This window comes from Paenibacillus sp. J22P277 (genome assembly GCF_059383675.1).
On record NZ_JBXENS010000015.1, the window covers coordinates 1 to 19,376 of the forward strand.

The window sequence follows — 19,376 nt, forward strand, 5'->3', positions numbered from 1 at the left end:
TCGCTGACTTACTTTATAACCTTTTGACAGGTCGCTCATTGTTCAGTTTTCAAGGTACAAGTTCTTTTCTCGTATCGCCCATGTCTCAGCGGCGACTTGATTAATATATCATAACCCAGAAGGGGATTGCAACCCTTTTTTATAACTTTTTATAAAATATACGTCATTCCTCAAAAAAAAATAGAAACGCAGGGATCCCTGCGTTTCCAATCTTCTATTATTCACCCGTGCGCTCGCGCATAAGCGGGAACAATAGGACGTCTCTGATAGACGGCGCATCCGTCAGCAGCATGACCAGACGATCGATGCCGATGCCAAGCCCGCCCGTAGGCGGCATGCCGTACTCCAGCGCGCGGATGAAATCTTCGTCCATCTCGTGCGCTTCATCGTTGCCTTGCTCTTTCTCGAGCAGCTGGGATTCGAAACGCTGGCGCTGATCGATCGGATCGTTCAGCTCGGTAAAAGCGTTGGCATGTTCGCGCGCGACGATGAACAGCTCGAACCGGTCGGTAAAGCGCGGATCGAGGTCGTTCTTCTTGGCAAGCGGAGAGATCGCGACGGGGTGACCCGTTACGAACGTCGGCTGAATCAGCGTGTGTTCCACAAACTCTTCGAAGAAAGCATTCAGGATATGGCCGAAAGTCATATGCGGTTCTACCTTCACGTTGTGAGTCTTGGCATGGGCATGCGCTTCTTCGTCCGTCATTTGCTTGCTGAAATCGACGCCCGTCGTTTCCTTGACCAAATCAACCATGGAGACGCGGCGCCATGCTGGCGTCAGATCGACCTCCTGGCCTTGATACATAATCTTCGTGGAACCGAGCACCTCTTGCGCGATATGCGCGACGAGCGACTCGGTAAGCGCCATAATATCTTTGTAGTCTGCATAGGCCTCGTAGAGTTCGATCATCGTAAATTCGGGATTATGGCGCGTCGAAATTCCTTCGTTGCGGTAAACGCGGCCGATCTCGTAAACCTTCTCCATGCCGCCGACAATCAAGCGCTTCAGATGAAGCTCGATCGCGATCCGCATGTAGAGCTGCATATCCAGCGCGTTATGATGCGTGATAAATGGACGCGCCGCTGCGCCGCCCGCGATCGCATGCAGCGTCGGCGTCTCGACTTCCAAGTAGCCGCGCGCATCCAGATAACGACGCATCGATTGAATGATGCGCGAACGGGAAATGAACGTTTGCTGCACTTCCGGGTTCGTGATGAGATCCACGTAACGCTGACGGTAACGAAGCTCTACGTCCTTGAGGCCGTGAAACTTATCCGGCAGCGGAAGCAGCGATTTGGAAAGCACTTCGATTTCCTTCGCTTTAATGGATGTCTCGCCCGTGTTGGTCTTGAACACGGTTCCCCGCACGCCGATGATATCGCCGATATCCAGCAGATCGAACGCCTGGTACTGCTTCTCCTCGACGGAATCTTTGCGCACGTAGATTTGAATCTTGCCGCTCAAATCCTGAATGTGCGCGAAGCTGGCTTTGCCCATGCTGCGTTTCTGCATGATGCGGCCCGCCATGGACACTTCGACGGCTTGCTCCTCGAGGTCTTCCTTGTTTGTTTCGTCATACGAATCCAAAATTTGCTTCGCTTGATGGGACCGCTCGAACTTGCCGCCGAACGGATCGATCCCCAAGCCCCGGAGCTCGTCCAGCTTGTCTCTTCTGATTTGCAGAAGCTCGCTCAGCTCTTGCTCTTGATTGCCACCCGTACCTTGCTCCACCATAATTCATCTCCTTCTAATTCCTCAACGGACGCGCAAACGCCCGCCGCACGCGCATGATTGCTGCCTGAATTGCTCCTCTATGTTGAAAAAAGCTTCCACAAGGAAGCTTTTTCGAAAGGCATGCCTGTTTATTTCTTGATATCCACGATTTTATATTGAATAATGCCGGCAGGCACGCTGACTTCCACGGTAGTTCCTTTGTTCTTGCCGAGAATCGCTTTTCCAACCGGACTTTCGTTCGAAATCTTATTCTGCAGGGGATCGGATTCGGCCGTACCCACGATCGTGTATTCCATCGTATCGCCGAATTCCAAGTCTTCAACCGTCACGATCGAGCCGATGCTGACCATATCCACGTGGATTTCGTCGTTATTGATGATGCGCGCGTTGCGGAGCATTTTCTCCAGCGTAATGATGCGGCCTTCGATAAAAGCCTGCTCGTTCTTCGCGTCTTCGTATTCGGAATTCTCGCTGATATCGCCATAGCCAATCGCCACTTTGATCCGCTCAGCCACTTCACGACGCTTGACGGATTTCAGGTTCTCCAGTTCGTCCTCAAGCTTGTTCAGACCGTCTTGTGTAAGAATAATCTCTTTATCGCTCATGGTACCATTTCTCCTGTCATGTGGCTTTTATTCATACCTGTGTATGAATTCACTGTTACTTAATATATTACGCTCCATGCCCATGATGACACCGCGCAGTAATCAGTTCGACAATCCTAATCCAGGCAGACGGTTTGTTATTGGAAGATTATATTTCATGTTTATCTATATGTCAACGAAAGCCAATTGCCCATGTAATCGCTTAACTTCGCGAAACGCAAAGGGCCGCGCAGGCGCCTTTGCGTTCGGTTTCAGTGGTACACGACCTCGTCCTTGGAAGATGAGACCGCGGCCACGGGCGATTCGCTCTTCTCGCCAAGGGATTCGACAAAATCCCCCAAAATTCGCACCATTTTATCGCGGGTCGTTTCTTCCATGATGACGTCTTTGACGCGCGCTGCGCCCGGAATCCCTTTCAGGTACCAAGCCAAATGCTTGCGCATCTCGCGCACGGCCGTGAATTCGCCTTTGAGGTTGACGAGGCGGTCCATGTGAAGGATCGCGACATCCATTTTCTCGCGCGGCGTCGGATCGTTCAGGAGCTCGCCCGTCGTTAAATAATGAATCGTCCGGTAAAGCATCCATGGATTGCCAAGCGCGCCGCGGCCGATCATGACGCCGTCGCAGCCGGTATGCTCCAGAATCTTCTGCGCGTCCTCCGGCGTGAATACGTCCCCGTTGCCAATAACGGGAATCGATACCGCCTGCTTAACATCCCTTATAATATCCCAATTGGCCGTGCCGGTATACAATTGCTCCCGGGTGCGGCCGTGCACGCTGACCGCCTTGCCTCCCGCGCGCTCGACCGCTTGCGCGTTCTCCACCGCGTATACGTGCTCGCTGTCCCAGCCGATGCGCATTTTGACGGTAACGGGCTTATCGACGGCATCGACGACCGCCGACACCATCTCGTAAATCTTGTTGGGGTCGAGCAGCCAGCGGGCGCCCGCGTCGCATTTGGTTACTTTCGGCACGGGGCACCCCATGTTGATATCGATAATGTCGGCATTCGTTTGTTTATCGACGACCTTCGCCGCTTCCACCAACGACTCGCGGTCGCCGCCGAAAATTTGCAGGCTGAGCGGCTTCTCGCGCTCGTCGACGAACAGCATCTCCATCGTGCGCTTGTTGCCGTGCAGGATCGCCTTGTCGCTGACCATCTCGGCGCAAACCAGGCCGGTACCGAACTCTTTGGCGATCAGTCGAAAAGCCGGGTTGCACACACCTGCCATCGGCGCCAGCACGACTCTGTTCTTCATCTCGATGTTTCCGATTTTAAGCATGGACATCCAGTCTCCCTTCTGACTCGCGGAGGTAATATAATGTAGTTTGTTGCAGACGGTTCATTATGATTCGGCGGTTAAATCGGCGTAGCCGACTCCGAGCGCATCCGCGATGCGTTCCAGCAGTTTAGGGTCGGGCTTGCGCGTTCCCCGCTCCAAGGAGCCCAGCACGGCAACGGATATCTCCAGCTTTGCGGCCAGCTCCTGTTGCGTGTACCCTTTCAGCTTTCGGAATGCGCGGACGCGCCCTGCCAATTGATCGTATTCCATAGCGCGATTCCTTCCCCTCTGTCCCGTAACGCCCGCTGCGCGATATCGGTTGCCTGCCCGTACAACGCATGCCCTTTGTCCAGCACGTCGGCAAGCGGTACAAGGACGAAGGCCCGTTCCATCATCCGGGGATGGGGCAACGTCAGCTCTTCTTCCTCCAACACAACCTCTTCGTATAGCAGCAGATCCAGGTCGATCGTGCGCGGCCCCCAGCGGATATCCCTCGTCCGCCCCAACCGACTCTCCATGCCGAGCATGGCCCGAAGCAGTTGAAACGGGTCGAGCGACGTGCCGAGCGACGCGGCCATATTGAGAAAAGCCGGCTGATCGGTAAAGCCGACCGGCGCGGTCTCGTAGACGGCCGATATGCGGCGCACTTCAATAGCGGGATGCTCGTCTAGCAAGCGCAGCGCATCCCGAAGCAGCCCGGCGCGGTCTCCGACATTGGAGCCCAGCGCGATGTACGCCGTTTGGCGGGCCGGGTTCAAACGCTCGTCAGTTGCCGGCGGGTCGTAGTCTGCCATGGTCATCCCGCTTTCTGCAAAGTTCCACCGTCACCCCGTCGAAATAAATCTCGAACGGCGGATTCGGCTTCGTTACGGATACCGTCACTTCATTTACACTAGTATAAGCGTCGAGCACGGACGATGCAATGTTACCGGCTAAAGCTTCGATCAATTTGAAGGGCGGGCCTTGAACGATCTTCTTCACGAACGCGTAGACTTCGGCGTAATTAATGGTGGTCTCCAGATTATCCGTCGCGGCCGCCTCCGCCAAATCGAGCCGAAGCCCAAGATCGACAATATATTGCTGTCCTAATTTATTTTCCTCCGGAAAAACGCCATGATACCCGAAAAAGCGCATGCCGCGCAGCGTCATCTTATCCGTCGACATCTTTCATTCCCCTTCCCGAAACGGGCTCGTATAGCTTACATAACCGTTAGAACGAATGTCTCTAACGCGGATAGACGATGGCATCGGTCATCATGGCCGCTTCCTTGTTGCTTCGCACGTCATGGACGCGGACGATTTGGCAGCCTTGGGCAATGCCCAACACCGTCGTGGCCGCCGTGCCGAACGCGACTTCGTTAGTCTGCAATTCCAGCGTATCGCGGATGAATTTCTTGCGGGACGTGCCGAGCAGGACCGGGTAACCCGCTCCGGTGAGCGTATGGAGTTGATTCATCAGCGACAGGTTGTCCGTATGCGTCTTGGCGAAGCCGATGCCGGGGTCGAGCCAAATGTCGTCGCCGCGCACGCCGGCGGCCTGCGCAATCGCGATGCTTTCGCGAAGATCCGCCATAACGTCCGCCGCCAAGTCGCCGTATCCTCGATCATCGCGGTTATGGCTGATGATGACCGGACAGCGGAAGGCCGACGCGACCTCTGCCATGCGGGGATCGGCTTTCAGCCCCCAAATATCGTTAATGATGTGCGCGCCCGCCTGCAAGGCTTGCATGGCGGTCTCCGCCTTATACGTATCGATGGAAAGCGGCATGTCCGGCAGCGCCGCCCGAATGGCGCGAATGACCGGAATGACCCGCTCCAGCTCCTCTTCCAGCGGTACCGCGGCGAATCCAGGCCGGGTGGACTCTCCTCCGATATCGATGATGTCCGCGCCCTCGACGGCCATCCGGCGCGCGTGTTCCACCGCGGCTTCCGCTTCGCCGTATCGTCCGCCGTCGGAAAACGAATCCGGCGTCGCATTCAAAATGCCCATGATCAAGGTTCGTTTGCCAAGCTCCAGCTTTACTCCGCCGGGAAAAACGTATTCTCGCCGATACGGCCATCGCTGAAGTTCGCGTTGTTGTTCGTTCATTGGTTCGTATCCTCCCGGTAAAAGCCCAGCAGCCTCGTCGTTATCGGCCCGGCATGCCCGCCACCGACCTTATGGATGTGTCCCTCTTCGTCTCTCAGCGCCGTGATCGGTACCAACTCCTGTATGGAATTGGTCATCCAGACCTCATCGGCCGCGGCCAGCTCTTCCCATGTATACAGGCCTTCCTCCGCGGGCAATCCCTCCTGCGCGGCCAGCTCCAGCACCCGCCTGCGCGTGATGCCGGGCAGTATGCCCGTCGAAATCGCCGGCGTGCGCAGCTGCCCGGCCCGCGCGAAGAACAGGTTGCTTACGATTCCCTCGGCCAGCCAGCCTTCCCGCGCCAGCATCAGCCCTTCCGCGCCGGGAGAAGCCCCTACTGCCGTTAATTCCCGCTTTGCCACGATGTTATTCATGTAATGCAGCGATTTCAACCGGACTTCGCCTTCCGGCGTATTGCGGCGGGTCGAAAGCAGGACGAGTTCGCGGCCGGTTATATACAACTCGGGGTTGGTCGCAGGCAGCGATTTGACGAGCAGCAGCGCATTGGGCGATTCATAATCGCCGGTCGGGAGTCCGAGAATATCCTCGCCCGCCGTCACCGTCAGCCTGACGTACGCTTCCGCCAGCCCGTTCGCGGCCATCAATTCGCGAAGCCAGCGACGAAGCTCACCCGCATCCGGCTCATAGCGAATGCCGAGCGACCTGCAGCCTGCAGCCAGTCGCTCCATGTGCAGGTCGAGCAAATGGGGCTGCCCCCCGTACGTCCGGAACGTCTCGAATAAGCCCATCCCATACAAAAAACCGTGATCGTAAACCGAGATCACGGCTTCTTCCTGCGGCTTGACGCAGCCGTTCCATCCGACGTTCATCGTGCCGCGCCTGCGCGCAAACCGAGGAAGTTGCGAAGCAAGGCAAGCCCGTTCTCGGTGATGATGGATTCGGGGTGAAATTGAACGCCTTCGATGGCGTATTCTTTATGCCGCAGTCCCATAATCTCGCCTTCATCCGTCTCCGCGCTGATCTCCAGGCAGTCCGGCAGCGTCTTGCGCTTGACGATCAGCGAATGGTACCGCGTGGCCGTGTAGGGGGAGGGAATACCGGCGAAGATGGTCCGTCCGTCGTGACGGATCTGCGAGGTTTTGCCATGCATCAGCTTCTCCGCGCGAACGACTTCGCCGCCGAACGCTTGTCCGATCGCCTGATGGCCCAGGCAGACGCCGAAGATCGGAATCTCGCCCTTGAAGCGGTCGATGAGCGCAAGGCTGATGCCCGCTTCGTTCGGGCTGCAAGGACCCGGCGATATGAGAATATGATCCGGCTTCAACGCCGCGATGCCTTCCAGGTCGATCTCGTCATTGCGCTTGACGACGATGTCCTCTCCGAGTTCGCCCAGGTATTGCACCAAGTTGTACGTAAACGAATCATAATTATCGATGACCAATATCATTCGCGTTTCCCCCTTCGGTAACTGGCTGCTTGCCCGCCGAAGCGCCGACCAGCGCCGTCCATTGCTCGCTGTATTGGATTGCCTTCCAGAGCGCCTTGGCTTTGTTCATGGATTCGACATATTCGCGTTCCGGCAGGGAGTCGATCACGATGCCGGCTCCGGCTTGAATATGCGCGACTTCGTCCTTCACGAGCATCGTTCGTATAATAATATTAAATTCCATATCCCCGTTATAGTCAATCCATCCCATCGATCCGGTGTAGGGCCCTCGCCTCGTCGGCTCCAGTTCTTCGATGATCTCCATCGTCCGGATCTTGGGCGCGCCGGTGATCGTCCCGCCGGGGAAGGTCGCGGCGATCACGTCGTACGCATCCTTGCCCGCCGCCAGCTTGCCCTCCACCTGGGAAACCAAATGCATGACATGGCTGTAATATTCGATGATCATCAGTTCCTCGACCTTCACGGTGCCGTAAGCCGAGATCCGCCCGAGGTCGTTGCGTTCCAGATCCACGAGCATGATATGCTCCGCCCGCTCTTTCTCCGTGGCAAGCAGCTCCTCCGCCATCCTGCGATCTTCTTCTTCCGTGCGGCCGCGGCGCCTGGTGCCCGCGATCGGCCTTGTCGCCAATTTGCCGTCCGCAAGCTCCACGAGCAGCTCGGGCGAAGCCGACACGAGTTGGAAATCGGGCGCGCCGATGTAGCCCATATAAGGCGAAGGATTCACCAGGCGAAGCCATTCGTACAGCTCCCGGGAATCCGTCTTGGACGCCCGATCCTGACGCTGGGACAGGTTGACCTGAAACACGTCGCCCGCCGCGATGTATTCGCGAATCCGTTCCACCGCCTCCTGATAAGCCGCCTTGGCAAAAGGCGACGTGATCCCGCCCACCGACTCCACGTCGATGTGAGGCGACCCTTCGTCCATAAAACGAACGCGTTCGGCGCGCAGCGCTTCGGCCTCTACCGCCGCGCGCCCGCCTGCGAACGCCGCCCACTGCGCCATCAGCCGCTCCGTCCGGATGCAAGCTTCCGTGTATAAGGATTCCAACATCGCATGCGAAGCGTCTGCCGGCAGGTCCGTATGAACCGCGGTAATTAACAGCCTTTCCGCATGGTCGAGGATCCATAGCTCATCCACGCGCATAAACAGATACTCCGGCAATCCAAGATCGTCGGCCGCCAGCTCCGGGAGACGCTCGATCGTTCTTATGACGTCATAGCTCCAGAAGCCCGCGCAGCCGCCCGTCCACTTCGGAGATCCCGGTACGCGCGGCGCCTTGCGTCCGCCCATCCAGCTGCGCACGGCCTCGAGCGGCTTCTGCTCATACACCGTCACGCGCCCGGTCGACGCGTCGACCGCTTCTCCCCGCATGCTTTGGCCCCGTACGACCGAAGCCGGATGGAGACCCAGATACGTATAGCGTCCGGCTTTGCCGCTTTCCAACACGAAAGCATGCGGTGATGCCGTTCTCCACGCCGCTTCCCATGAAGCCGGACGCTCGCCCTCGCTCCCCGTCAGGGGGCGCTTCATCAGCAGCGGCAGTGACGTATAGCCCTGTCTCTGCCACTCCAACCAATCCTTAAAGGCTGTCCGTTCCAATTTGCAGCCCTCCGCTTCTTCGCCGTTCGTAAGAGCCTTCGCTCTCGGTTTGGAAGCTAGTATACCGAAATTGCCCGGAAAAGAAAAGGGCTGGCGAAGCTGACCGAGGTGAACCGCGCTCGCTGAAAACCTGCCGATTGGGCCGTAATGCAGTCCCAACGAACGATATGCAAAAAGAGGACCTCTGCAAAAGAAGGTCCTCTTCCCGTATGAACGGCATGGACGCCGTAATTAGTTCTCGAAATTGAACAGCGGCGTGGACAGATAGCGTTCGCCGTTAGACGGAACGATCGCAACGACGCGCTTGCCTTTGCCCAGCTCTTTCGCTACTTTCAGTGCCGCGAAGATCGCGGCGCCGGAGGAAATGCCGCACAGAATGCCTTCTTCTTTCGCGGCGCGGCGAGCGGTTTCGAATGCTTCCTCGTTCTCGATCGTGATGACTTGATCATAGATCTCGCGGTTCAGGATCTCGGGAATGAAGTTCGCGCCGATCCCTTGGATCTTGTGCCCGCCCGGGCTGCCGCCGGACAACAGCGGAGATGCCGCAGGTTCAACCGCCACGATTTTGATGCCGGGGAAGTTTTTCTTGAGCACTTCGCCCGCGCCGGAAATCGTGCCGCCGGTTCCGATTCCCGCGATGAACGCGTCCAGCTTGCCATCGAGCGAATTAATCGCTTCCACGATTTCCGGGCCCGTCGTCTCGCGGTGGATCTTCACGTTCGCTTGGTTCTTGAATTGCTGCGGAATAAAGTAGGACGGGTTCTCGGCTTGCAGCTCTTCCGCACGGCGTACCGCCCCGTTCATGCCTTCGGCTCCCGGCGTCAGCACGAGCTCCGCTCCATAGGCGCGAAGCAGGTTGCGGCGCTCGACGCTCATCGTCTCGGGCATAACGAGGATCGCTTTGTAGCCTTTGGCCGCCGCGACCATCGCCAGACCGATTCCGGTGTTGCCGCTCGTCGGTTCAACGATCGTATCCCCTGGTTTGATGCGTCCTTCTTGCTCGGCAACTTCGATCATGCTGATGGCGATCCGGTCCTTCACGCTCGCGCCCGGGTTTTGATATTCCAGTTTAACGTAAATTTCCGCGCTGTCCTCCGGCACCAAACGGTTCAAACGGACAAGCGGCGTATCCCCGATGAGCTCGGTAACGCTTTGTACAATTTTAGCCATGAAAGTTGCTCCTCCTTATTCCGACCAATTCAGTAGGTTTTAATTACATAGTACCAATGAAACCCAGACGTTGTCAATAGTGAGTTTCCGTCTGCAGGCGCATGGGATACGCTGTTAGTCCGGCTATTGGATGACGACGGCGTTGTATTTTGCAAGCAAGCTGTCTTCGATCGCCCGCTGTCCGTTCAGCTTCTCCATGGCGATTTCCTTACGTGCCCGATCGAGCATCTGCTGCTGGTCCAACAGCTCTTCGGTCTGCTTCTCCGTCAAGCGGATGACCGCTTGCCCGCCGTCCACCGGGATCGGCCCCGTCGTCTCTCCGACGCTCAGCTTATTGGCGGCTTCGAGCATATCCTGGTCGGCCAGCGGATCGTCCGCGTCGATGTACCCGAGATCTCCGCCGTCATCGGCCGTATCGGCGTCGGTGGAATAGGTCTTGGCCATAAGCGCGAAATCCTCGCCGTCGGCCAGCTTCTGCAGCACGTCGTCCGCATCCTTCTCCGTCTCCGATACGATCCACGAAACGCGCAGCTGCGTGCGGGCCGCAAACTCCCGCTCGTTGTCCGCGATGTACGCGTCTACCTCGGCCGCGCTGACGTCGGCGGTCCGCACGGCGATCTTCTCCAGCAGCAGCCGGTACTTCGCATCCTCCCGGATCTCGTCCGGCGTCAGGCCGAGCTGGTCCCGCATCGCGGCAAAATACTGTTCCTCGCTGTCGTACCCATCCATCGCGGAAGCCAGCTCTTCGCTCAGTTCGGCACCGGTTACTTGCAGACCATAAGCTTGCGCATCCATGCGAATGGCCGCATGGACCATCAATGTTCGCAGCACGCCGTCCCCATACTGCAATCGCAGCTGGTCATTGAGTTCTTTCACGGTGATCGGCTCGCCGCCGACCTTGGCCGCGACGGGTTCCGGTTCTTCCGCGGGCGCGTCGTTGTGGTCCTGCGCATCTCCGGAAGGCACCTGCGGCGGCGGCTTGGGCGGCAGCAGCACGCGGTACACGACGATCAACGCCAAAATAATCAAACACAATGCTTGAAGCACCACGATGTACTTCAGCACCCGGTCTTTCCTCATGTTCGCTCGGCCTCCGATTAGTGCATCGGTTTCGGCTTCGCTTGTTCGAGCAGCATCTCCAGCTGCGGGCGGTCAAAAACATACTTCTCGTTGCAGAAATGGCACTCGACTTCAGCTTGTCCGTCATCCTCAATGATTTGTTTCAATTCCTGCGCCCCCATGCTGATGAGGGTGCGCTCCACGCGTTCTTGGGAACATTGGCATTTGAAGACGATGCCAAGCTCGTCCATCAGCTGCACGTCCTCGCCGACTACCCACCGCAACAGCCCTTCCGGCGTTTCTCCTCGCTCCATCAACGTCGAGATCGGAGGCAATTCGGCAATCGCCGTCTCCAGCCTCGTCACCTCGTCATCGGACATGCCGGGCATGACTTGGACGATAAATCCGCCTGCCGTGATCACCTGGCCGTATTCGTCGACGAGCACGCTGAGTCCGACCACGGAAGGCGTCTGCTCCGACGTAGCGAAATAATACGTGAAATCTTCCGCCAGCTCTCCCGAGACGATCGGCGTGCTGCCGCGGTAGGGCTCTTTCAGCCCGAGGTCTTTGATGATATGGATGTAACCGGTGCGTCCTACGGCGCCCGCTACATCCAATTTGCCCAGCGCATTGCTCGGGAGCTGTACCTGCGGATCGTCCACGTAGCCGCGAACCTCGCCGTAAGCATTGGCGTCCACGACGATCTGCCCGACCGGTCCGTCGCCCTTCACCTGAATCGTCAGCTTCTCGTTACCCTTCAACATGGCTCCCATTATGGCGCCCGCCGTGGCCGTCCGCCCCAATGCCGCCGTCGTCGTCGGCAGCGTGTTATGCCGCCTGCGCATTTCCTCGACAAGCTCGGTCGTCTGTACGGCAAAAACGCGGAGTTTCCCGTTCCAGGCCGTGCCTCGAACGAGATAATCCTGCTTTCTCTTCATTACCTCTGCCATGCGATGGCCTCCTAACGTCTTGCATCTATGAATGTTGCGCACGATGTCGTGGTTATGTTCCCTAAACTCAATCCTGGTTGCGTTCGTAAATCATGCGAAGTCCTTCCAAAGTCAGCAGCGGATCTACTTCCTCGATCGTATCCGACTCGGCCGCGATCAAATCGGCGAGCCCGCCGGTCGCGATCACGCGCGGATTGACGCCGAATTCCTTGCGAATTCGGTTCACGATCCCGTCCACTTGCCCGGCATAGCCGAAAATGATCCCGGCCTGCATGGACGTAACGGGATTCCGCCCGATGACGCTCTTCGGCCGGATCAGCTCGATGCGCGGCAGCTTCGCGGCGCGCTGGTACAGCGCCTCCGTCGAAATGCCGATGCCCGGCACGATGGCCCCGCCCAGGTAGTTATTGTCCGCATCGATATAATCGAAGGTCGTCGCCGTCCCGAAATCGACGACGATCAGCGGCGTGCCGTATTTCTCGATTCCGGCGACGGAGTTGACGATCCGGTCCGCGCCGACCTCGCGCGGATTCTCGTAGCGGATATTGAGGCCCGTCTTGATGCCGGGTCCGACGATCAGCGGCGATTTGCGCAAATACTTCTGGCTCAGCTGCTCCAGCGTGCGCATCAGCGGCGGCACGACGGACGAAATGATGACGCCTTGAATCTGATCCAGCTTCACGTTCGCGATCTGAAACAGATTGTGAATCATGATGCCGTATTCGTCCACGGTCGCCGAACGGTTCGTGCTGAGCCGCCAATGATAGAGCAGCTTCCGGCCTTCGTAGATGCCGAGCACGATATTCGTATTGCCTACGTCAACGACGACGATCAAACGGATACGCCTCCCTTTTTGCCGTGCAAATCCAAGCTGATGTCCAGCGATTGGAAGGAGTACGTCAGGCCGCCGACCGAGATGATGTCCACGCCGCATTCGGCGATCGCGCGAACCGTATCCAGGCGAACGTTGCCGGATGCTTCCACGATGATATGCGGGGCGCGGGCTTTAATGACCTGCACGGCTTCGCGCATCCGATCATGCGGCATGTTGTCCAGCATGATGATGTCGGCGCCGCTTGCCAGCGCTTCCTCCACTTCCGCGAGCGACTCCGTTTCCACTTCGATCTTCATCGTATGGGGGATCGCTTCCCGCGCGGCGCGCACGGCGCCCGTGATGCCGCCGGCGCCTTTAATATGATTATCCTTGATCATGACGGCATCGTACAGACCGAAACGGTGATTATGGCCGCCGCCGACCCGTACCGCGTATTTCTCCAGCATGCGGTGTCCAGGCGTTGTCTTGCGCGTATCTACCAAACGCGTCGGCAGCCCGTCGAGCGCATCGACGAATGCGCGCGTCTTGGTCGCGATGCCGGACAGCCGCTGCATCAAATTCAACGCCAACCGCTCGCCCGTCAGGATGCTGTGCGTGCTTCCTTCCACCTCCGCGATGACGTCGCCCTTCGCGACCGTCTGGCCGTCGGCCGCAAGCGGACGGAACGCAAGCGTCGCATCCACGACCTCGAACACGAGCCGCGCGATCGGCATGCCGGCAAGCACGCCGGATTCTTTCACATGAATAACGGCGTTCGACCGGCTTCCCGCGGGAATCGTCGCCCAGCTCGTAATATCGCCCGTTCCGATATCTTCGGCAAGCCATGCGCGGATTTGCGCGCGCACCGCGTCCGCGCTAATGCCGCCGGCCATGACCAATGTTGCTTCAAACATATTCGATTCGCTCCTCCGTTGAGCCGTGCTCGCGATTAAGCACGACGTGCTTGCGCCAGATCAGGTCGTCCCGTTCCGGAAAATCTTCGCGGCTGTGCGCGCCCCGGCTCTCTTCCCGGGTGCCGGCCGCTTTCGTCGTCAGCAGCGCGCAGGTCAACAAGTTCGCAAACTCGTATTCCTCGCGCTTCGTGATGACCGAGCGAAAAATCGAACTAAGCCGGCTCAGCTCGTCGAGTCCTTTGTTCAGACCGCTGGCATTGCGTTTCAGTCCGGCGTAACGGACCATGATCTTCTGCAGCTTGAGCCGTTTCTCCACCACGGCTTGAATCGGGGCATCGCTTCGCTCCAGCGAATCCATGTGCATTCGGAACCCCTGCTCGGCAGGCGGCAGCGTATTAATGCGCTCGACGATGCGGCGTCCGAACACGATCGCTTCCGACAGCGAGTTGCTCGCAAGGCGGTTCGCGCCATGCACGCCCGTGGACGAGCACTCGCCGCACGCGAACAAACGGGCTATGCTTGTTTCGCCGTTCAAGTCGGTTCTGACGCCGCCCATCATATAATGCGCCGCAGGCGCCACCGGAATCCAGTCCGTCGTCAAATCAAGGCCATATTGCAAGCAGTATTCATAAATGTTCGGGAACCGATGCCTGACCATGTCCGCGGATTCATGCGTAACGTCCAGAAATACGAACGTCGAATTGGTCGCTTCCATCTCGCTGACGATCGCGCGGGCCACGACGTCCCGAGGCGCGAGCTCGAGCTGCTCGTGGTACTTCTCCATGAAGCGCTCGCCGCGAATGTTCCGCAGCACGGCGCCTTCGCCGCGAACCGCTTCCGAGATCAGGAACCGGGGCGCGCCGGGATAACAGAGCGACGTCGGATGGAATTGCACGAACTCCATATCCCGAATATCGGCGCCGGCACGGTAAGCCATCGCGATCCCGTCGCCCGTCGCGACCTCCGGATTGGTCGTGTACCGGTACAATTGTCCGGTTCCTCCCGAGCATAGAATCGTCGCTTTGCCGCGCACGATCAGCCGCTGTCCATCCGGTTTCTGGACGAGCGCGCCGACGCATACGTTATCGTCCGTAATCAGATCAATGACAAAATGATCGTCCCACACCTCGATGCGGGGGTTGGCCACCGCTTTCTCCGACAGTGCACGAACGATCTCGAATCCGGTCGCATCGCCATTCGCATGCAAAATCCGCCGCTGGCTGTGCGCGCCTTCCTTGGTCAAAGCAAATTCGCCGTTCTCCACATCAAACTTCGTGCCCATGCGCACCAAATCCTGCACGCCCATGGTGCCTTCATGCACCAAAATATCCACCGCCTCTTGGGCACACAAGCCAGCGCCGGCAAGCAGCGTATCTTGACGATGGTATTCCGGCTTATCGTCCTCCGATATGACCGCGGCTATGCCTCCCTGCGCATAACGCGTGTTGCTGTCGAGGAGCGACTTCTTCGTAATCATGAGCACGTCATTGTCTTCGCTTGCCTTGATTGCGGTAAAAAGACCGGCGATGCCGGCCCCGATGACAATGACGTCTTTATACAAAACCGGCAGTTCTTCGAGCTGCTCGTCTACGAGATAGCGTGGAATCATATCGATCCTTTCCTTTCTCTTCGGAAAGTGAAGTAAAAGTGCGTTATTTGACTTGCAGCATGCGCTCCAGGGACAGCCGCGCTTTGCTGGCGACCTCTTCAGGCACGTAAATTTGCGGCTGCATCGTTTCCAGGCTTTTCACGAGCTTCTTGAGATTGTTGACTTTCATGTTCGGGCAAACCAAATATTTGGTCGCGAAATGGAACGTCTTATCCGGGCTGTCCAGACGCAGTTGGTAGCCGGTGCCGTCTTCCGTGCCGACGATGAATTCTTTGGCGTCGGATTCTTTGCAGTATTTAATGATGGCCGTCGTGCTGCCGACGAAATCCCCGAGCGCCACGACTTCCGGACGGCATTCCGGATGCACGACGAACTCCGCATTGGGGTGTTTCGCTCTCATTTCTTCAACGTCTTTGACGGTCAGCATATCGTGCGTGTTGCAGTAGCCTTCCCAGATAATCATCTTCTTGTCGGTTTTCTGCTGGACATAGTGGCCCAGGTTTTTGTCCGGGACCCAAATGATTTCGTCGGAATCGACCGAATTGACGACGCGAACGGCGTTGGCGGAGGTACAGCAAATATCGGTTTCCGCTTTGATCTCGGCGGAGGAATTAATATAGGTGACGACTTTCGCGTTCGGATGCTGGGCTTTCAGTTTGCGCAAGCCGTCCACGTTGACCATGTCGGCCATCGGACAGCCGGCTCGCTCGTCGGGGATAATGACCGTTTTGTTCGGCGCCAGAATCTTCGCGCTCTCGCCCATAAAATGAACGCCGCAGAACACGATGACGTCGGCGTCGGTTTGCGCCGCTTTCTGCGCGAGCAGGAAGGAATCCCCCCGGAAATCGGCTACCTCTTGAATCTCGTCGCGTTGATAATAATGCGCAAGGATAATGGCGTTGCGTTCCTTCTTCAGCTGCAGCAAACGTTCCCGCAATTCGCGGTTTTGTTCCGCTTTCCGCTCGAGCGCTAATGCTTCCATGGCTATTCCCCTCTTTTCACTAAACTTTGTGAACTGATGCACAAACTCTGCCAAAACAAAACGGGCACAAATGCCCTTATGCCTGTTTGTGCCGCTTTATGATCAAGAACGAGAGTCTGCACGAGGTCATTTCCGTTAGGATACCCTACCTGTCAAACCCTTGATTCACAGTCGGCATTACAAGTGATTAACATTAAATTTACACAAGGTCCGGTAGGCTGTCAACTCACAAAAGCGGCCGTTTTGACCGTTGTAGGGCAGGTTAGCGCGCATTAGAAAGGCGCGCGTCGCGCAAGCTTGTATCTTCTTGCTTTCAAGCCATTTCAATGGCGAATGCGGCATGCATTACCGCGTGACACGCGACCTTACGGAAAACAAAGCCGTACACATGCAAAAAGCTGCCCTTCGCAGTGTTGTCTGCGAAGGGCAGCTTTGGCCTTATTTCTTATTACGAGGGTTGCGATCCGCCGTTGCCGTTGCCGTTATCATTGCCGCTGTCCGGATCGACAGGCGGCGTTACGATATCTCCGGCTTCCTTGGACTGAATGCGCACTTTCACGCCGCCGATCGTATCGACGATCGGTTCGCCTTTCGGCTCGTCGCTTACCGGACCAGCGGAAGAACCGCCTTCTCCGTCTCCGGCGATCGATCCGCTCTCGATCAAGCGCTTGATTTGCTCGATCTCCAGCGTCTCTTCGCTGAGCAAGGTTTGTGCAATCAGATGCACTTCTTTGCTCTTCTCGGTCAGGAGCTTTTTAGCCCGTGCGTAGCATTCTTGAATGATGGACTGCATCTCTTGGTCGATCTCGTACGCGATGGCATCGGAGTAGTTCTGTTCATGCCCGATATCGCGGCCCAAGAAGACTTGCCCCTGCGAGCTGCCGAACTGCATCGGTCCGAGCTTATCGCTCATGCCGTATTCCATGATCATGGCGCGGACGATGCTCGTCGCTTGCTTGAAGTCGCTGTAGGCGCCGGTGCCGATCTCGCCGATGAAGATTTCTTCGGCTACGCGTCCGCCGAGCAGACCCGTGATTTTATCCAACAATTCCTGCTTGGTCGCCAACATGCGGTCGCCGTCTTTCGGAAGCATGATGACGTAACCGCCCGCTTTGCCCCGCGGGATGATCGTGACTTTATGCACCTGGTCGGCATGCTCCAAGAAGTAGCCGACGATCGTATGGCCGGCTTCGTGGTAGGCGACGATTCGTTTCTCGCGGTCGCTGACGACGCGGCTGCGTTTCTCCGTGCCGACGATGACGCGGTCGATGGCATCGTCCACTTCCGTCATGCCGATGTCTTTCTTGTTGCGCCGGGCCGCGAGAAGGGCTGCTTCATTAAGCAGGTTCTCCAGATCGGCGCCGGTGAAGCCCGTCGTGCGTTTCGCGACGACATCCAGCTTCACGTCGCGCGTGAGCGGCTTGTTGCGCGAATGTACCTTCAATACCGCTTCGCGGCCTTTCACGTCCGGACGGTCGACCGTGATTTGACGGTCGAAACGGCCCGGGCGGAGAAGCGCGGGGTCAAGAATATCCGGACGGTTCGTCGCCGCCACGATGATGATGCCTTCGTTCGCGCCGAAGCCGTCCATTTCGACGAGGAGCTGATTGAGCGTTTGTTCCCGCTCGTCATGCCCGCCGCCGAGGCCGGCGCCGCGCTGACGTCCTACGGCATCGATCTCGTCGATGAAGATGATGCACGGCGCGTTCTTCTTCGCGTTCTCGAACAAGTCGCGCACGCGAGATGCGCCGACGCCGACGAACATTTCCACGAAGTCGGAACCGGAGATGCTGAAGAACGGCACGCCCGCTTCGCCCGCAACCGCGCGCGCCAGAAGCGTCTTACCTGTACCCGGAGGTCCGTTGAGCAGGACGCCCTTCGGAATTCTTGCTCCGACGGCAGCGAATTTGCGCGGATCCTTCAAAAACTCGACGACTTCGACAAGCTCTTGCTTCTCTTCGTCGGCGCCCGCCACGTCCTCGAACGTAACGCGCTTCTTCTCTTCGTTATATAGTCGGGCACGGCTCTTGCCAAAGTTCATCACTTTGCCGCCGCCGCCTTGTGCCTGATTAATGAGGAAGAAGAACAGGATAAAGATGATCACGAACGGAATGATCGACGTCAGGAAGGTCAGCCAAATGCTTTGTCCCTGCATCGGCTTGCTGCTGATTTGGAATCCGTTCTTGGCTTGGGCGTCGTACACTTCCTTCACAACGAACTCTTCGACGTTGGAGTGGGTGTAGAATTGATTGGAGTCTGCGCTGTCCGGCTTCTTCTTGTATTCACCCGTGATCAAGTAAGAATAGCCGTCGAATTGATATTCCAACTCCGCGATGTTGTTGGTCTGCAATTCCTGCCTAAATTGATCGTAGCTGAGTTCTGTGCTGGAGTCATTTTGGCTGCTGATAAATTGGAAGATCCCGACGGTCACCAAAAAAATAATCAAATAAAAGCCAGTATTGCGGATGATCCGATTCATCCCCTACCTCCTCTCAAGACGCAAAAAATAAGTTGACCCTGCAACTGGCCCCAGCTTGCGGGAGCTGTCTCGCACGGTGAATTGCATCCTTGTTTACTTCTCATAAACCTCGGGCTTCAAGATGCCGATGATCGGCAAATTGCGGTATCGCTCCGCGTAATCGAGCCCATACCCGACGACGAACGCGTCAGGCAGCACAAAGCCTTTATAGTCCGCTTCCAGTTCCACCTTGCGTCCGGTCGGCTTGTCGAACAGCGTGACCAGGGTAATGGATTTGGCGCTGCGGCGCTCAAGCACGTCGATGAGATAACTGAGCGTAAGCCCGCTGTCGATGATGTCCTCGACAATGAGCACGTCGCGTCCCTGCACCGATGCGTCAAGGTCCTTGATGATTTTGACGACGCCGCTCGTCTTGGTCGATTGACCGTAACTGGACACCGCCATAAAGTCGATCTCAAGCGGAATCGTAACGGCCTTCACCAGATCCGCCATAAAAATAAACGCGCCTTTGAGCACGCAGATGACAAGCGGATTGCGTCCTTCGAACTCGCGGCTGATGGTTTCGCCAAGCTCTTGCACCTTCTGCTGAATTTGGTCTGCGTCGTAAAGCACTTCTTGAATGTCGTTCAGCAACACGGGC

At 57.3% G+C, this 19,376-nt stretch carries 19 protein-coding genes; all 19 read right to left on the bottom strand.

The annotated features are described in order from the left end of the window. Positions 1 to 217: 217 nt before the first annotated feature. The 19 genes from lysS to hpt all read right to left on the bottom strand — a co-directional run bounded on the left by lysS (position 218) and on the right by hpt (position 19,369). The gene (lysS, locus tag AC50YL_RS34810; protein WP_494837966.1) at positions 218 to 1,735 is read right to left on the bottom strand and encodes a lysine--tRNA ligase; all 1,518 of its coding nucleotides are present in this window, start codon (positions 1,733 to 1,735) and stop codon (positions 218 to 220) included. 128 nt (positions 1,736 to 1,863) lie between these two features. Then, positions 1,864 to 2,340 carry a transcription elongation factor GreA gene (gene greA / locus AC50YL_RS34815; protein WP_494837967.1) on the bottom strand — a complete coding sequence of 159 codons (477 nt, stop codon included), beginning with the start codon at positions 2,338 to 2,340 and terminating at the stop codon, positions 1,864 to 1,866. 251 nt (positions 2,341 to 2,591) lie between these two features. Then, a complete protein-coding gene (gene dusB / locus AC50YL_RS34820; protein ID WP_494838035.1) occupies positions 2,592 to 3,623 on the bottom strand; it encodes a tRNA dihydrouridine synthase DusB in 1,032 nt (343 codons plus the stop codon). 63 nt (positions 3,624 to 3,686) lie between these two features. Next, the gene (locus AC50YL_RS34825; protein ID WP_161747074.1) at positions 3,687 to 3,893 is read right to left on the bottom strand and encodes a helix-turn-helix domain-containing protein; all 207 of its coding nucleotides are present in this window, start codon (positions 3,891 to 3,893) and stop codon (positions 3,687 to 3,689) included. Continuing rightward, on the bottom strand, positions 3,845 to 4,417 hold the full coding sequence (folK, locus tag AC50YL_RS34830) for a 2-amino-4-hydroxy-6-hydroxymethyldihydropteridine diphosphokinase (RefSeq protein ID WP_494837968.1): 573 nt from the start codon (positions 4,415 to 4,417) through the stop codon (positions 3,845 to 3,847). The genes AC50YL_RS34825 and folK overlap by 49 nt, the downstream gene beginning before the upstream one ends. After that, complete coding sequence (gene folB, locus AC50YL_RS34835) at positions 4,389 to 4,787, bottom strand: dihydroneopterin aldolase (protein WP_494837969.1); 399 nt, start codon at positions 4,785 to 4,787, stop codon at positions 4,389 to 4,391. The genes folK and folB overlap by 29 nt, the downstream gene beginning before the upstream one ends. A 61-nt stretch (positions 4,788 to 4,848) precedes the next feature. Next, positions 4,849 to 5,712, bottom strand: coding sequence for a dihydropteroate synthase (gene folP, locus AC50YL_RS34840; RefSeq protein WP_494837970.1), 864 nt, complete (start codon positions 5,710 to 5,712; stop codon positions 4,849 to 4,851). Continuing rightward, a complete protein-coding gene (locus AC50YL_RS34845) occupies positions 5,709 to 6,581 on the bottom strand; it encodes an aminotransferase class IV (RefSeq protein WP_494837971.1) in 873 nt (290 codons plus the stop codon). Before AC50YL_RS34845 ends, folP begins: the two co-directional genes overlap by 4 nt. Beyond that, positions 6,578 to 7,159 carry an aminodeoxychorismate/anthranilate synthase component II gene (gene pabA / locus AC50YL_RS34850; protein WP_494837972.1) on the bottom strand — a complete coding sequence of 194 codons (582 nt, stop codon included), beginning with the start codon at positions 7,157 to 7,159 and terminating at the stop codon, positions 6,578 to 6,580. Before pabA ends, AC50YL_RS34845 begins: the two co-directional genes overlap by 4 nt. Further along, a complete protein-coding gene (locus tag AC50YL_RS34855; RefSeq protein WP_494837973.1) occupies positions 7,140 to 8,759 on the bottom strand; it encodes an anthranilate synthase component I family protein in 1,620 nt (539 codons plus the stop codon). The genes pabA and AC50YL_RS34855 overlap by 20 nt, the downstream gene beginning before the upstream one ends. A 231-nt stretch (positions 8,760 to 8,990) precedes the next feature. After that, a complete protein-coding gene (gene cysK, locus AC50YL_RS34860) occupies positions 8,991 to 9,929 on the bottom strand; it encodes a cysteine synthase A (RefSeq protein WP_494837974.1) in 939 nt (312 codons plus the stop codon). Positions 9,930 to 10,052: 123 nt separating this feature from the next. Continuing rightward, on the bottom strand, positions 10,053 to 11,009 hold the full coding sequence (locus AC50YL_RS34865) for a peptidylprolyl isomerase (protein WP_494837975.1): 957 nt from the start codon (positions 11,007 to 11,009) through the stop codon (positions 10,053 to 10,055). Between the two features lie 17 nt (positions 11,010 to 11,026). Then, positions 11,027 to 11,926, bottom strand: coding sequence for an Hsp33 family molecular chaperone HslO (gene hslO / locus AC50YL_RS34870; RefSeq protein ID WP_494838037.1), 900 nt, complete (start codon positions 11,924 to 11,926; stop codon positions 11,027 to 11,029). Positions 11,927 to 12,005: 79 nt separating this feature from the next. Beyond that, positions 12,006 to 12,773 (bottom strand): type III pantothenate kinase, encoded by a 768-nt coding sequence (locus AC50YL_RS34875; protein ID WP_494837976.1) that lies wholly within the window; start codon positions 12,771 to 12,773, stop codon positions 12,006 to 12,008. Further along, the gene (gene nadC, locus AC50YL_RS34880; protein WP_494837977.1) at positions 12,770 to 13,666 is read right to left on the bottom strand and encodes a carboxylating nicotinate-nucleotide diphosphorylase; all 897 of its coding nucleotides are present in this window, start codon (positions 13,664 to 13,666) and stop codon (positions 12,770 to 12,772) included. Before nadC ends, AC50YL_RS34875 begins: the two co-directional genes overlap by 4 nt. Beyond that, positions 13,659 to 15,275, bottom strand: coding sequence for an L-aspartate oxidase (gene nadB, locus AC50YL_RS34885; protein WP_494837978.1), 1,617 nt, complete (start codon positions 15,273 to 15,275; stop codon positions 13,659 to 13,661). Before nadB ends, nadC begins: the two co-directional genes overlap by 8 nt. Positions 15,276 to 15,318: 43 nt before the next feature. Then, positions 15,319 to 16,257 (bottom strand): quinolinate synthase NadA, encoded by a 939-nt coding sequence (nadA, locus tag AC50YL_RS34890; protein ID WP_494837979.1) that lies wholly within the window; start codon positions 16,255 to 16,257, stop codon positions 15,319 to 15,321. A gap of 448 nt (positions 16,258 to 16,705) precedes the next feature. Beyond that, complete coding sequence (ftsH, locus tag AC50YL_RS34895) at positions 16,706 to 18,736, bottom strand: ATP-dependent zinc metalloprotease FtsH (RefSeq protein ID WP_494837980.1); 2,031 nt, start codon at positions 18,734 to 18,736, stop codon at positions 16,706 to 16,708. Between the two features lie 93 nt (positions 18,737 to 18,829). Continuing rightward, positions 18,830 to 19,369, bottom strand: coding sequence for a hypoxanthine phosphoribosyltransferase (hpt, locus tag AC50YL_RS34900; RefSeq protein WP_161747086.1), 540 nt, complete (start codon positions 19,367 to 19,369; stop codon positions 18,830 to 18,832). Positions 19,370 to 19,376 lie beyond the last annotated feature (7 nt).